The 13,387-nt window shown below is 61.1% G+C and carries 13 protein-coding genes; 10 read left to right on the top strand and 3 right to left on the bottom strand.

Going from position 1 to position 13,387, the window contains the following annotated elements:
* The first annotated feature begins 280 nt into the window (after positions 1–280).
* The 3 genes from JM946_RS13575 to JM946_RS13565 all read left to right on the top strand — a co-directional run bounded on the left by JM946_RS13575 (position 281) and on the right by JM946_RS13565 (position 3,809).
* Positions 281–2,641: a DNA polymerase II gene (locus JM946_RS13575; protein WP_203167788.1), complete on the top strand. Its 2,361-nt coding sequence runs from the start codon at positions 281–283 to the stop codon at positions 2,639–2,641.
* A 499-nt stretch (positions 2,642–3,140) separates the two neighbouring features.
* A complete protein-coding gene (locus tag JM946_RS13570) occupies positions 3,141–3,374 on the top strand; it encodes a ribbon-helix-helix domain-containing protein (protein WP_203167787.1) in 234 nt (77 codons plus the stop codon).
* On the top strand, positions 3,375–3,809 hold the full coding sequence (locus tag JM946_RS13565; RefSeq protein WP_203167786.1) for a TA system VapC family ribonuclease toxin: 435 nt from the start codon (positions 3,375–3,377) through the stop codon (positions 3,807–3,809).
* A 180-nt stretch (positions 3,810–3,989) separates the two neighbouring features.
* Here the strand turns inward: JM946_RS13565 and JM946_RS13560 are convergent, their stop codons facing one another.
* Genes JM946_RS13560 through JM946_RS13550 form a run of 3 tightly spaced genes read right to left on the bottom strand, consistent with a single transcriptional unit; the run spans position 3,990 to position 6,527 of the window.
* Positions 3,990–4,787: a FadR/GntR family transcriptional regulator gene (locus JM946_RS13560; RefSeq protein ID WP_203167785.1), complete on the bottom strand. Its 798-nt coding sequence runs from the start codon at positions 4,785–4,787 to the stop codon at positions 3,990–3,992.
* Between the two features lie 49 nt (positions 4,788–4,836).
* Entirely contained in the window at positions 4,837–5,457 is a 621-nt protein-coding gene (locus JM946_RS13555) for a 2-dehydro-3-deoxy-6-phosphogalactonate aldolase (RefSeq protein ID WP_203167915.1), read from the bottom strand.
* 14 nt (positions 5,458–5,471) lie between these two features.
* Complete coding sequence (locus JM946_RS13550; RefSeq protein WP_203167784.1) at positions 5,472–6,527, bottom strand: 2-dehydro-3-deoxygalactonokinase; 1,056 nt, start codon at positions 6,525–6,527, stop codon at positions 5,472–5,474.
* 652 nt (positions 6,528–7,179) lie between these two features.
* Here JM946_RS13550 and JM946_RS13545 point away from each other — a divergent pair.
* From JM946_RS13545 to JM946_RS13515, 7 genes are all read left to right on the top strand, one after another.
* Positions 7,180–8,619 (top strand): aldehyde dehydrogenase family protein, encoded by a 1,440-nt coding sequence (locus JM946_RS13545; protein WP_203167783.1) that lies wholly within the window; start codon positions 7,180–7,182, stop codon positions 8,617–8,619.
* Between the two features lie 434 nt (positions 8,620–9,053).
* Positions 9,054–9,410, top strand: a complete 357-nt coding sequence (locus JM946_RS13540) for a hypothetical protein (protein ID WP_203167782.1) — start codon at positions 9,054–9,056, stop codon at positions 9,408–9,410.
* 418 nt (positions 9,411–9,828) lie between these two features.
* Positions 9,829–11,283, top strand: a complete 1,455-nt coding sequence (locus JM946_RS13535) for a M23 family metallopeptidase (RefSeq protein ID WP_203167781.1) — start codon at positions 9,829–9,831, stop codon at positions 11,281–11,283.
* Positions 11,284–11,294: 11 nt separating this feature from the next.
* Positions 11,295–11,864: a hypothetical protein gene (locus JM946_RS13530; protein WP_203167780.1), complete on the top strand. Its 570-nt coding sequence runs from the start codon at positions 11,295–11,297 to the stop codon at positions 11,862–11,864.
* Positions 11,865–11,920: 56 nt separating this feature from the next.
* Positions 11,921–12,274 (top strand): hypothetical protein, encoded by a 354-nt coding sequence (locus JM946_RS13525; protein ID WP_218042800.1) that lies wholly within the window; start codon positions 11,921–11,923, stop codon positions 12,272–12,274.
* Positions 12,275–12,316: 42 nt separating this feature from the next.
* Complete coding sequence (locus tag JM946_RS13520) at positions 12,317–12,655, top strand: DUF5992 family protein (protein ID WP_203167778.1); 339 nt, start codon at positions 12,317–12,319, stop codon at positions 12,653–12,655.
* A 269-nt stretch (positions 12,656–12,924) separates the two neighbouring features.
* Entirely contained in the window at positions 12,925–13,275 is a 351-nt protein-coding gene (locus tag JM946_RS13515; protein ID WP_203167777.1) for a hypothetical protein, read from the top strand.
* Positions 13,276–13,387 lie beyond the last annotated feature (112 nt).

Raw genomic sequence — 13,387 nt, 5'->3', positions numbered from 1 at the left:
AACGTTATCCGTGCGGAAGGCGGGTTCGATTCCCGCCGCCTCCGTCCTGCTCATCGAAGGATAGCCGTGCGGGCGCGAGCCCGATTTCCGCTTCCTCAGCCATGCTTTCGATGCACTCGTCGGCGGAATTCTTTGTTCGAACAAAACATCGCGCAATTACTTGACGATGTCAAGTATCGGGTGCGCTCACAGTTCTGGCAGGTTTTCTCCCCGCAACAGCGGGATGAAAGGCTGGCCAGTTGCACTCGCAGCGAGGCCTCACTTAGCGCACAATTCGCCCGTGCTCAAGCTCCGCGGTTTCATTCTTCAAGCCAGTTATCGCATCGTCTCCGGCCCGGCCGGGTCGAGGACGCCTGTCATTCATATTTATGGGCGGCTGGAGGACGGCGGGACCTTTCTGGTGCGCGACGACCGGCAGCGTCCACACTTCTATATCCGCACTGCCGACCTCGAGCGGGCGAGCCATCTTACTTCGCAGCGGCCAATCCCTTTGGAGAAGCGCACGTTCCTTGGCGAGCCGGTCTCGCGCTTCGACATGGAAACGCCCGGCGATGTGCCGGGCTTGCGAGATCGATTGCACGATGCGGGCATCGATACCTACGAGGCCGACGTGCGATTCGCCATTCGCTACCTGATCGAGCGCGGCATCAAGGGCGGCTGTGAGATCGAAGGCGAGGCGACGCCGGGCGAGTCCATCACCTGGACCTTCGATAATCCCGTGATGACGCCGGCGGACGTGCGGATCGAGCCGCGCGTGCTGTCATTCGATATCGAAACCGACGGCAAGGGCGAGCGGCTGCTCGCGATCTCGATGTATTCGAATGAGATCGACGAGGTGCTCATCGTCGATGGCAGCGACCGGCCCATGCCGGAGAAGGCAACGCGCTGCCTCGATGAGTACTCCGCGCTCAATGCCTTCTGCGAGAGGATCCAGCGGCTGGATCCGGATGTCATCACCGGCTGGAACATCATCGACTTCGACCTGACGATGCTTCAGCGACTCGCCCAGCGTCTGCGACATCCGTTCAACCTGGGGCGCGATGCCGGCGCGATCCGGATCCGCAAGGCCGAGGGTTATTTCGGCAGCGGGCAGGCGAGCATTCCGGGCCGACTGGTCATGGACGGCATCGATCTGCTGCGCGGCGCATTCGTGCGCATGGAGGATTACTCGCTCGATGCCGTCGCTCGTGAAGTGCTGGGCGAGGGCAAGGCGGTCCACGGCGATGTCCGCGATCGGCTTGCGGAGATCCTGCACAACTATCGCAACGATCTGCCGGCGTTTGCACTGTACGCACGCACGGACGCACGCCTCGCGTATGAGATCGTCGCGAAGCTCAACGTGATTCAGCTCGCGGTGGCGCGCAGTCAGCTGACCGGCATGACGCCCGATCGGGTTGCCGCCAGCATCGCCTCCTTCGACTTCCTGTATCTGTCGGAACTCGAAAAGCGCGGGATCGTCGCGCCGACGGTGCGATCCAGCGACGCGCGCGTCTACGAGGCTCAGCAGGGCGGTCACGTGCTCGAACCGCTCACGGGACTGCACAAGCACGTCTGGGTATTCGACTTCAAGAGTCTGTATCCGAGCATCATTCGCACGTTCAACATCGATCCGTTGTCGTATGTGGCGCGGCCCGAGCCGGATGATGACTTGATCGAGACGCCCGGGGGCGCATTCCGCCGGGAGCCGGCGATCCTGCCCAGGTTGCTCGATGATCTGTTTCCACGGCGCGATGTGGCGAAGAAGAACGGCGATGAGGTGGCGTCGGGCGCCATCAAGATCCTGATGAACTCCTGCTACGGCGTGCTTGGCACGCCGGCCTGCCGGTTCTACAACCCGGCGCTCGCGAATTCGATCACGGGCACCGGTCGTGAGATTCTGCTGTGGTCGAAGCAGTGGTTCGAAAGCGCAGGCTACACGGTCCTCTATGGCGACACCGACAGCTTGTTCGTACGCTCTGGCATGCAGGACGCGGAGGAGGCGCGCGCGCAGGGCAAGGCGCTTGCGGCCAGGTTGAATCAGGACATCGCGCGCTACATCGACGGGGCGTGGCGCGTCACCAGCAAGCTCGAGCTCAAGTTCGAGAAACTCTATTTGCGACTGTTCCTGCCGCGCGCGAGAGGCAGTACCAGAGGCGCGAGCAAACGCTATGCGGGCCTGCTCAACGCGAACGACATCGATGGCGTGCAGTTCGTCGGCATGGAAGTCGTGCGACGTGACTGGACCGCGCTCGCCAAGCAGGTTCAGCGCGAGCTCTACCATCGCCTGTTCACCGATCAGCCGGTCGATATCTATCTTGCGGGCATCGTGGGCAAAGTGCGTGATGGCAAGCTGGACGATGCGCTCGTCTACAAGAAGAGCCTGCGGAAGGACACCGAGGAGTACACGGCGACCACGCCGCCGCACGTCGTTGCGGCTCGCAAGTCGACGCAGCCGCTGGGCCGATTGATCAGCTACGTCATCACGACCGGCGGCCCCGAGCCCATCGACAACATCAAACATCCGCTCGACCGCGAGCACTACGTGATCAAGCAGATCAAACCGGTGGCCGAGCCGGTGCTCGCGACCCTAGGCCTCGATTTCGAGCAGGTCATCGGCGACAGCCGCCAGATGGACCTGTATTCCCTGTTGGATGTTCACTGACTCGCGAGGAAGTGCTTGCCTCGAGCGACGGAGGCGATGCGAGATGCAATGACTCATGCTGAGCAGGTCAGTCTCGGCGCTCTTCTGCTCATCACGTCGACCGTTTCCCCTTGGGTCGCAGCATGTTGGGGATTGTTCGCGTATTGGGTTCGTTCCAAATGACGCCAGTTCCGCGACGCCGCCGCCTTCGTCACGCGCACTCGCACCCATCAGATCTCTGTCCCGAATGATGGACGCAGCCTGCAGCATGGGCTGGCCCACCGGGTACGGGCCCGGCGCGAAGAGGTCCCGGCATTTGCCGTGCTGAGGCGGTGTCCGGCAGGACGGCGACGGGCGATGGCCGCGCTTGACGGCTATCAGGATCGGAGCACGCACACGCAGAAGCACTCGTCGCGCCTCTGGCGCACCCATCTGGCCGAACGGCGGAACCTGAAGATGCAAGGACTTACCGCCACGCTCCGCATTTGATGCAGGTGCATCAGATGCATAAAATCCGATCATGCGTACCACACTGGACATTGATGACGACGTGCTGGAGGCTGCCAAAAGCCTCGCGCGACAATCGGACCGCACAGCGGGGGCCGTGTTATCTGAATTGGCTCGTCGTGCGCTGACTCGGACATCCACCACGCCCACGAGTACTGGAGTCGGCGGCTTCGTGCCGTTCGAAAGTCGTGGTGGTGTGGTCACAAATGACCAAATCGATCGGCTCCGTGAACAGGACGTCTACTGAATGCGGACGCTGTTCGACATCAATGTACTGATTGCGCTGCTCGATAGAGATTACATTGGCCATTCCAGCGCCACCAGCTGGTTCTCCACCCACATCGAACATGGCTGGGCATCCTGTCCTATCACTGAGAACGGCACCGCTCGCATCATGGCCAGTGCTGGATATCCGAATCCCTTACCGATAGCTGCAATCTTGCAGCGCCTCGCGAGCGCCAAGTCAGCAGAGCATCATCGCTTCTGGCCTGATGATGTCACCCTCGCCGATACCGAGATCTTCAAACATTCCGAGTTGCTCGCACCGAAGCAGATCACTGATCGATATCTCCTGGCGCTGGCCGTCAGGAACAATGGCAGATTTGTGACATTTGATCAAGCAATTCGGCCGACTGGAGTCAACGGAGCATCTGCCGAACATCTCGTTCAACTCGCGGGCTGAATCGACCTTTCGAATGCACGCGGCGACGTAGACCTGGATCGGGCGGCAGAACCCCAGGAGGAACGCAACCGATCGCTGGCAGCCGGCACGAGCGACAGCGTCGATGCGAGATGCGAGCGTTGGCTTGCTGGGCTGACCGAGGCCACAGCGCGGCCCGGGCGGTATCGACGAGCGCTGAGCTCAGCTCGCCCGGCGGCGAGCGCTGCCGTTGCGACTGCCGGAAGCGGCGCGAGGCGCAGCAGTGGTGGCGCCGCGCGATGCGGCGGCCTTATTGTTCTTGCGTCGCGCGGTCTGGATCAAATCGAGCACCTCGGTGACGATATCTTCCATGATCGACCGTGCCTTCTTCGCATCGCCGGCTTCAATCGCATCCAACACTTTCTTGTGAAGGGCAACGTCCGCCTGCGGCACGCCTTTGACCGAGTTGGTGAGGCGAATGGAGATGCGCAGGGCGGCGTTGATCACATCTTCGAGCTGCGCGTAGAAACGATTGCCGGTGGCGTGCAACACGGCCACATGAAATGCGATATCCGATTCGAGCGGGTCGTCTTCCCCTTGACTCGCAAGCTTCATCCGCTCGATCGCACGATGGATTCGGGCAAGGCCTTCAGGCGTCGCGCTGCGGGCGGCGAGCGCGGCCGCCGACGGTTCGATGGCGAAGCGCACTTCGGTGAACTCGGCGAGCAGATCCAGCGAGAACTTCCGCTCCAAGAGCCAGCGAAGCACATCCGGATCGAGCAGATTCCAATTCTTCTCCGGCTCCACCCAGGTGCCCTGCCGCGGACGAGCGCTGAGCAGCCCCTTGGCGGTCAGCATCTTCACCGCCTCGCGCAACACCGTTCGGCTGGCGCCAAACTGCTTGCACAGCTCCGCTTCGATCGGAAACGGCACAGCATCGCCATAGGCCTGGGTGACAACGGCGTGCCCCAGTTCTTCGACGATGGCGTAGGTCAGGTTTTGTCCGCTGGGTCTGCGCATGCTGCCTGGTTCAAAACTTTAGGCCGTGACAACGAGCAACATAGCATGCTCAGACGCTGATGGAGCCCCGCGTCTCGCGCCAGGCGCTCACGATGGCCGCGGCGCGTGCGCCCACATCGGCGGCGGGCCGACCCGGCGCATAGAGATCCGAGGCGAAACCGACGCCGTCGATGCCTGCGTCTTTCCATTCGGCCAACGTCTTGGCGCCGACGCCACCGACCGCGAATATTTTGATGGGCGGCAGCACGGCCCGCAGCGCTTTCAAGTGCTGCACGCCATAGGTGGAGGCGGGGAACAGCTTCAATGCGGTCGCGCCGGCATCGATCGCCTCGAACGCTTCGGTGGCGGTCGCAAATCCCGGCACCGAGACCAGACCCAATTCGGCGGCTCGGGCGATCACGGCGTGACTCACGTTCGGTGTGACGATGAGTTTGCCGCCGGCCTGCGCCACGGCATCGACCTGCGCGGGCTTCAGCACCGTGCCGGCGCCGCACAGGCATTGCTCCCCATACCGCTCGGTCAAGCGGCGGATGCTCATCAATGGCTCGGGTGAGTTCAGCGGCACTTCAATGCCGTAGATGCCCGCGTCCACGAGCGCTGAAGCGACCTCCAGGATTTCATCGGGACGGATGCCACGGAGGATCGCGATCAGAGGCGGCAAATCATTGATCGAAGGCACGAGGCTTACTCCGTCGAATGGGCAAGGGCATTGAGACCGGCAACCGTCAGCTCGGTCGCATCCAGCGACAGCGACTGGATACCATGGGCCGCCAGCGCCGCGCTGTAGAAGGCGGCAAGCTTCGGCGCGCCGATGATCGGCACCGCCGGGACAGCGCGCAACGTGCCATCAAACAAGGGCAGTGCGCCGAGCACGTCCTGACCGATGATGAGCCCGGACAGAAACGCCGACGCTTCGGCATGCGTCATTCCTAAAATGAGCTGGCGGGAACGCACTTCAAACAACAGATGACTCAAGGGAACCGTTCGCAGCTCGCGGCTACGTTGCAGTCCCGCCTCAAAGCCGCGGCGCTCCGCGTCGTCGTTCATTTCGGCGACCGAGGAGGCTTTCAGCAAGGTGCTACGATCTCGAAGCAGTGCGTACAGCTCGCCCGACAAGCTCGTTTGGAAAGACTGCAATTTGCCGTCTTGTACTAGCGCCCACTTGGTGTGGGTGCCGGGCAGGGCAATGATGTTTCTGCCGCGGCCGAACTCGGGGTGCGTGGCGATCGCGCCTAAGATCTGCGTTTCCTCACCGCGCATCACATCGGGCGCGCCTTGCGGATTCGTGCAGGACACGCCGGCGCCGATCGCGATATCGTGGCCCCGCGCGTTGAAGCGCAACATTGCCTGGTGGAGCTCAGTCACCCCGGCCGGGCAGGATGCGTACGGCACTTCGCGCCAGCCATTGCGGGATCCGACCATGCCGGCAAGCCAGATGGGAAGGGCGCCATGCTCGCGGGCCCAGGGAGCAACGGCGTCAAACAACGTGGTCTCGGGGCTCGTGGTCAGCGCGCCGATGCCGGCGCCCTCGACCTTATCGAGCACGGTCGCGCCATGGCATAGATGCAGCCGCAGGTGGGTCGTGCCCCAGTCGCCGGCGATGTGGGTTGCAGTGTCGATCATGCACGGGATTCCATGATGGCCTTTTATATGATTAATATTCTCCGACGTAAAGCCCGGGATCGAAAATCGTCTCGGGCGCCTGGACACGGTGCAGTTTGACAGCGGAATGCCATGCAAGGGAAAGGACGATTCGCGCTGGCATACGCTGGGGAGTCTTGCTCTGCGCGGTCGCCTTCACGGCACGGGCGGAGCTGCCGCGCGGTTACTACTTGGGTGCGGATCTGTAGGGTCTGCGGAACACCGCGGTGTTCGATCTGTGGTACAGCTAGGGCTCGATCGAGGCGGGGTTGGGTTACAAGCGCCATAGCCGGTTCACGGTCATACGGGTAGAACGGGGCGGACCTGCAGGCTCTGGAATCCGAATCGGTGCTGGATCTGAACATTTGATATCAGCTGCGCTCCGGAGTGCAGTTGCGGTGCCAGGTGAATCACCTGACCGATGAACCGCTGCGCATGTATCGCGACAACGAGCTTGACGTCTTCATTGCGTTGCAGCTGACTACTTAGCTCGCCGAAACTCGAAACAGCGCGACCTGCGCCTCGACTGCGGGACAAAACGTCGAACGGGCGAACCGCATCGGTCGCTACGACGAGTACGGGCGGCGTACCTCATCGATGTCACCATGAAGTCCCAGACGCCGGCGGTGTTCCATCTGCAACGCTCCGAGCGCCGATGTCATCACGGCCGGGGACAGTGCTGTGGTGTACTTGAATCCTTTAAGAAGCTCACTTGCGCTGTCGCGAGTGAGTGCTCTTCATTGGGGGTTCCATGTACGACTGCAGGCGCTTCTTCATCAATGGCGAGTGGGTGACTCCGGCCGGCCGCAAGGAATCGCTGGTCATCAACCCTGCGACCGAGGAGCCGATCGGGAAGATCCTGTTGGGAACGGCCGATGACGTCGACGCCGCGGTCCGCGCGGCGCGCGCTGCCTTCGAGACGTATTCGCAGACCAGCCGGGAAGAGCGCATTGCGCTGTTCGAGCGCATCGCCAAGGTGTACGAGGCGAACATCGAGCGGCTGGCGCGTGCGGTGTCGGATGAGATGGGCGCGCCCATGCAGTTGGCGGTGCAGGCGCAGGCGGGCAGCGGCTTTCGTCACCTGTCGACGGCGCTGACCATTCTCAAGGACTTCGAGTTCGAGGAGCGCCTCGGCACGACGCAGATCCTGCGTGAGCCCATCGGCGTGTGTGGTTTGATCACGCCCTGGAACTGGCCGCTGAATCAGATCAGCTGCAAGGTGGCGCCGGCACTTGCGGTAGGTTGTACCGTCGTCTTGAAGCCGAGCGAGGTTGCGCCCGTCACGGCCCACATCTTCGCTGAGATTCTGGCGGAGGCGGGCGTGCCGAAGGGTGTCTTCAATCTCGTGGATGGCGATGGTTCTGGCGTGGGCGAGGCCATGTCGCGTCATCCTGACATCGACATGATGTCCTTCACGGGCTCGACTCGCGCCGGTGTGCTCGTCGCCAAGGCCGCAGCCGATACCGTCAAGCGCGTGTCTCAGGAGCTCGGCGGCAAGTCCGCGAACATCATTCTGGAGGACGCCGACCTCGCATCGTCCGTGGCGCATGGCGTGAACTGGATGATGACCAACAGCGGTCAGTCCTGTAACGCGCCCTCACGCATGCTGGTGCCGGCGAAGCGATACGACGAAGCCGTCGAGATCGCTCGGAAGGCTGCCGAACAACTCGTCGTTGGCGATCCGAAAGCCCCGGGTGTGACGATCGGTCCTCTTGCGAACAAACTGCAGTTCGTTCGCGTGCAGGCCCTGATTGCGAAAGGCATCGAGGAAGGCGCGCGAGTCGTCACCGGTGGTGTCGGGCGGCCCGAGCGCATCATCAAGGGCTACTTCGTGAAGCCAACCATCTTCGCGGGCGTGAACAACAACATGACCATCGCTCGCGAAGAGATCTTCGGGCCTGTGATGGTGCTCATTCCATACAACGACGAAGAAGACGCCATCCGTATCTGCAACGACTCTGTGTACGGCCTTTCCGGCCACGTTCACTCCGGCAACCTCGACAACGCACGCCGCGTAGCCTCAAAGATGCGCACCGGCATGATCCACGTGAACGGCGCCGCACGCGACCTGTTCGCGCCGTTCGGTGGCTACAAGCAGTCCGGCAATGGTCGCGAGTGGGGACGGGAAGGGTTCATCGAGTTTTTGGAGACCAAGGCGGTGATGGGCTGGTTCATGCCTGTTGAACCCTGACCAACGAAGATCCTGGCGCTCGGCAACCAGCAGATCCATCAGGGCGAGGTGAAGCCTCTTGCCGAAGACGCAAGGCGATTGCGAGTCCTGGATGTCAGCGAGTGATGCGGTATGACGTGCTCCTCAGGAAGCCGCGGAGCACGACTCTGAAGATCCGAATACCAACATCGATGAAAGTCGATTCGCCGCAAAACCACTTGGTTCAAGTGAGCGCCTGACGCTCATCACATTTAGGAATATATGTGAGCATTCAACGACTCGCTCCAGGGTGAGATTCTTGTCGTCGATGCTGCGGCGTCGAGGCTATCATCCCATTCGGTGAAACCCTGAATTCGCTTTCTGCTCGCGCGAAATCTGTTGACAGAAACTCACGAGCGATTCAAAACTCAATCAGAACGAAAGCCGACGGTGCTTTGTACCAAGGAGGGAAGCACATGAAGAAGTTTGCGAAGGGATTCGTCGCGGCCGGGCTGCTTTGTTTTGGCAGCGCTCACGCCACCATCAGATACACGGAGGCGCAGATCATCGAGATTGAGACCGGCGAGACGCAGATCTCCCTGTTTCTGCAGGTCCTGAGTGGCGACGCCCCGCCGCTGGGGAATGGCGGCACCAACAGCCCTCCCAACCGACACTATCTGACGCTCGCAAGTACGGCGATCGAAGTCGAAAGCCGCAAGCACATGTTGGCTGCCGCGCTCATGGCGCAGACAACTGGAGCAGTGGTTCGCTTCCGGTGGGATGACGCGAGCGCCACACCGGACAGAGTGGAATACATGCTGGTCCGCGAATAGCCGATCAGCCGATGACAAACGCAAGAAAGCTAATCTTGATCGGCGCGTTGGTCGTCGCCGCAGCCGCCCTCTACGGGTTCAATTCCTGGGAACACGGCCCATCGACGTCCAAAGCGAAGACAGTCGCTCGCAGCTCCACAACGGATAACGAGTCAAAGACTGATTGCGTCCAAGCGCGACGCATCGATGAAACGTTCCAGCCGCAACTCGTCACAGAAATGGCTGCTGGCCCCACGGCTGGCTACGCCCAGTTCAATCCACCCGATACAAGCGATGCCTCGCTAACGGATCACGGGCGCTGTGATCAGCGCCAAGAGGCGTCAGATCAGGACTGACGGAAATCGATAGGGAGTGTCGAATGATTCGCATGCTGATTCTTTTGAAGAACCGGCTATGGCTTGGGTGGGCCGCGGCCTTGATGCTCATCGTGGCGCCCGCGCAGGGCGCCGGCTTCGATGAGCACTACGTCGCATACTACGGCGATGCCAATGCCGACGGCCGCACAGATCTCTATCTGAAATGGGAGCCGGAAATCACGCTCATACCGATGGATGAGCTGAGCATCCCCATCCCGCTGTCGCGTCGCGACGTACCCAACACGCTGTTGACGCAAACCGCCAGCGGCGGATTCGTCGTCAGCACGAGCGCTCCTCCGACCGGCCAATGGCCGATGCTGCCGGCGCCCGCCTTTGTTGCGGTCGTCGATTTCAACATGGATGGCTACATGGATCTCGGACTGCGCAATCTCAGCGCCCTGTCAGGTATCTTCCCCAGCACCTTGCGCGATCAGATCGTGTATGCATCCCAGGTAAGGGGGCAGGGACCGACCATGGTGAGGATCATCGATGCGGCCGCCCAGAAATTCTTCACGGAGCTCTACGGCTGGCTCACCAACGCGAATCATTTCAGGGACAATGCGCCTCAGATCCCATCGAGCCCGGGCAAATACGCCACCTACATCGGCTACATTCTGAAGCCCTATCCGCCTTATCACGCGGCGCTCTGCGCCCTGTATGACACGTGCGAGTATCGCTTCGGAAATATTGACGACCCGTTCGCCGATCCCAACAACACTGATGCCACGCAGAACGTGTGGCACTGGTGGGGCATTTGGAACGTCACCGGGTCGTCCCGGCCCGACTACTCGGTCTTCGACCGCAGGGCTATGGAGGTGGCCTCGCTGCTGCGTAATGTGGTGATCGGTAACGAGACCATCACGCCCGGCAGCGATCTCGAGTCGGCACTGGAAATCCTGATCGGCGATGTTCTGGACGTGATCGTGTACGGCGGTGTCTTCGACGAAGGCGTTCCCGATTATGAGGACGATGAGGGCTGGGTGATCGATGAATACCGGGCGCTCATCGAGCTGGCCGCGCAACTCACCACGACAGGATGGAGCAATCTCGACTACTACAATCCGCTGGCCAACGCGTACATCAACAAGAAGAACGGGTGCACCGCGGACGGGCGCTTCGGCTGGGTGAGAAATGGCGGGAAGAAGGCGCACGACGGGGTTGACCTCGGTACGTCTCCGCTGACTCCGGTCGAGGTCGGTACTCCGGTCTATGCCGTGTGGGATGGCCTCGCGAAACCGTACACGCAGCGGAGAAATGGCCAGGTGACTGGCTGGGGCGTGACAACCAAGTTGTTCCTGAAGAACTCCCGGCGTTACTTCATCTATGCGCATCTGTCGTCTTCGATTCCAGAGGGCCGAATCTCGCGGGCCTCCGTTGCGGGATACGTGGGAAGAACGGGTAACATCACCTGTGAGAAGACGCACCTGCATTTCGAGGTGAAAGACCTTGCCGATGCCAACAAGATGATTGATCCAGCAGCCGAATCTTCGGTGTTTCAATGGTTGGTCGAGCCTTGACGCCACTGAGCTTGCTGCCCTTGCTGGCCGGCGCCGTCGTCAATGGCGCTCAGGCCTGCCAGGAATTGCATTTGCAGGCGACCGAAACTGCTGACGGGGCACGCTACGCGTTGGCGAAGGATGTCGAGTTGGTCTTCGGGCGGGATGAGTCTCTCGACAGCGAGACGGACTATGGCCAACGAGCAATGCTATACAGGTCCGAAGGCGGCGCTGTGCGACGAACGTACTTCTCTGCGGGGGCTGAGGACAGCTCCGCCATGACGCCGAGCTTCTTTACGCGATGTGGCCCGCACGAATTGCTGATCCTTGCCGACATCGGAAATGAATCCGCCTGGGGATTTCGGGTGTTCGCCTACGATGGCAAGGCATTGCGTGATCTGGGCATCGTGCCGATCGCAGTCAGGGGCGAAGGAAATATGGAGTCCGCAATCCCGTTCGTGGATCTGACTCCGCGGGGGGAAGTGATCGATCTCACGTTTACCACGGATGTGATCAAGGATCCGGAATCCAAACAACAACGACCAGTGGCTGGGGAGGATGTTCTTTACCAGATCGATGCGACATCGGTGCGAGCGAAGTAGCCGGTAGGCTCGTCAGCCGAGGGTCTTGTCCGGCTGGAACTGCAAGGAGGATTCAGATGTTACGGAGCGCGGAAGGGATGCGTAGGTTGGCGGAAGGCCTGACCTTCGCTGCGATGCTGTTGGTCATGAATGCCGCATCGGCGTGGGACGGCGCGGTCACGGGAGTGATCGCGGGCGCTGACGCGACGGACGGTCCGGGCTACGAGTTTCGAATCGATTTGCAAGGCTCACCTCAGTTGTGTGGCAGTGGCAGCGTCTCTTGGGCCTACGTAAATCGCGAGAGCCCGAACTATCAGGTCTACGTCGCGACACTACTCGCCGCAAAGATGGCGGGGGCTCAAGTGACGGTTTATACGACCAGGGATGCGGGCACGGGTTACTGCCGGATCGGATACGTGCGCGTGACCTGAAAGTTCAGGATCCGCTAGAGCTTGCAACCAAGGAGGGAACGTATGAAAGCGATGTTGTCTGTGTTTGTGGCTGCAATTTGCGTGGGCGCGAGCACGCCGGCGCTGTGTGGAGACCTGGTCATCGGCGGCCGGGTCGTGCGAGTGGCGAACACCGGAAACAACGCCTCGGTGTTCAGCGTCGAGATCGCCGGCGGTTCGCCGAACCTGTGCGCAAACGGCTGGATCACATTCCCGGTATCGGCGTCTTCCGATCCAGAGATACACAAGCGAGCATACGCCGCAGCGCTCCTTGCATTGACGACCGGCATGCCCGTTCGCGTTCACAACTATCACAGCAACAGCTGTGATGCCGCTTCATACATCGAGGTGGAGGCCTCGTAGTCGCGCTATTCAGTCTGACCGTACTCCCAGTCTTCAACAGAGTGGCCGTAGAGCTCGCAGGTCCCGGTGCCGTAGGCAGTCACAAGAGATCCTGGGCAACTACGCCTTCAGCGAGTTATCAAGAATGACAGGCAGCGCGGGCGCCGGCGGTATCCCCAGGTCAGTTCCATTCACTGGCGCTCCCATGCCCATGCAGGCTAAACGCTAGTGGTAGAAGCGAAGTTGGACACATCGGCAAGGTACACAACGAGGACAGAATGGAATCTACAATGCGCGTGCGTCGGATCAGAAGAGCGTTCATCGCGAGCCTTACGCTGACGATGCTCGCGCCGCCGTTATATGCCGGCGACATACTTGATGCCACAGTGATCAGAATCGCCAGCAACAAAGCCTATGGTGAGATGGTGTTCATCAAGACCGACAAGACGAAGTCCACCGTGCCGGGGTGCCAGACGAATCTGTCCTGGGACTTCGTGATGCCTCTCACCACCGAGCATGACAAGAAGCTCTATGCGATCTTGCTCGCGGCCCGTGCGGGCGCAACACCGATCTCCATCAACGGTTCGGGCAATTGCGACACCTTTGGGAGCATCGAAACAGTCTCAGGCCTCACCTGGTGAGGCCGATGCGCTTCGGCGCGGGCTCATGGCGAAGGATTCGCCGGGAACTGTCACTTGGTGGCGCAGCGCCACTGAAAACGACCGAATGACCTGACCGCATAGATTGGTGGTT

It is taken from the genome of Steroidobacter gossypii, assembly GCF_016801985.1.
Taxonomy (GTDB): domain Bacteria; phylum Pseudomonadota; class Gammaproteobacteria; order Steroidobacterales; family Steroidobacteraceae; genus Steroidobacter; species Steroidobacter gossypii.
Note: the sequence above shows the minus strand (reverse complement) of the source record. Positions and strands in the feature narration are given on the sequence as shown.

Coding starts and splice junctions, on each gene's coding strand:
- JM946_RS13570 (WP_203167787.1), top strand. CDS start 3,141: ATGCGTACCACACTGGACATTGATGACGACGTGCTGGAGGCTGCCAAA.
- JM946_RS13565 (WP_203167786.1), top strand. CDS start 3,375: ATGCGGACGCTGTTCGACATCAATGTACTGATTGCGCTGCTCGATAGA.
- JM946_RS13560 (WP_203167785.1), bottom strand. CDS start 4,787: ATGCGCAGACCCAGCGGACAAAACCTGACCTACGCCATCGTCGAAGAA.
- JM946_RS13545 (WP_203167783.1), top strand. CDS start 7,180: ATGTACGACTGCAGGCGCTTCTTCATCAATGGCGAGTGGGTGACTCCG.
- JM946_RS13540 (WP_203167782.1), top strand. CDS start 9,054: ATGAAGAAGTTTGCGAAGGGATTCGTCGCGGCCGGGCTGCTTTGTTTT.
- JM946_RS13535 (WP_203167781.1), top strand. CDS start 9,829: ATGCTCATCGTGGCGCCCGCGCAGGGCGCCGGCTTCGATGAGCACTAC.
- JM946_RS13525 (WP_218042800.1), top strand. CDS start 11,921: ATGTTACGGAGCGCGGAAGGGATGCGTAGGTTGGCGGAAGGCCTGACC.
- JM946_RS13520 (WP_203167778.1), top strand. CDS start 12,317: ATGAAAGCGATGTTGTCTGTGTTTGTGGCTGCAATTTGCGTGGGCGCG.
- JM946_RS13515 (WP_203167777.1), top strand. CDS start 12,925: ATGCGCGTGCGTCGGATCAGAAGAGCGTTCATCGCGAGCCTTACGCTG.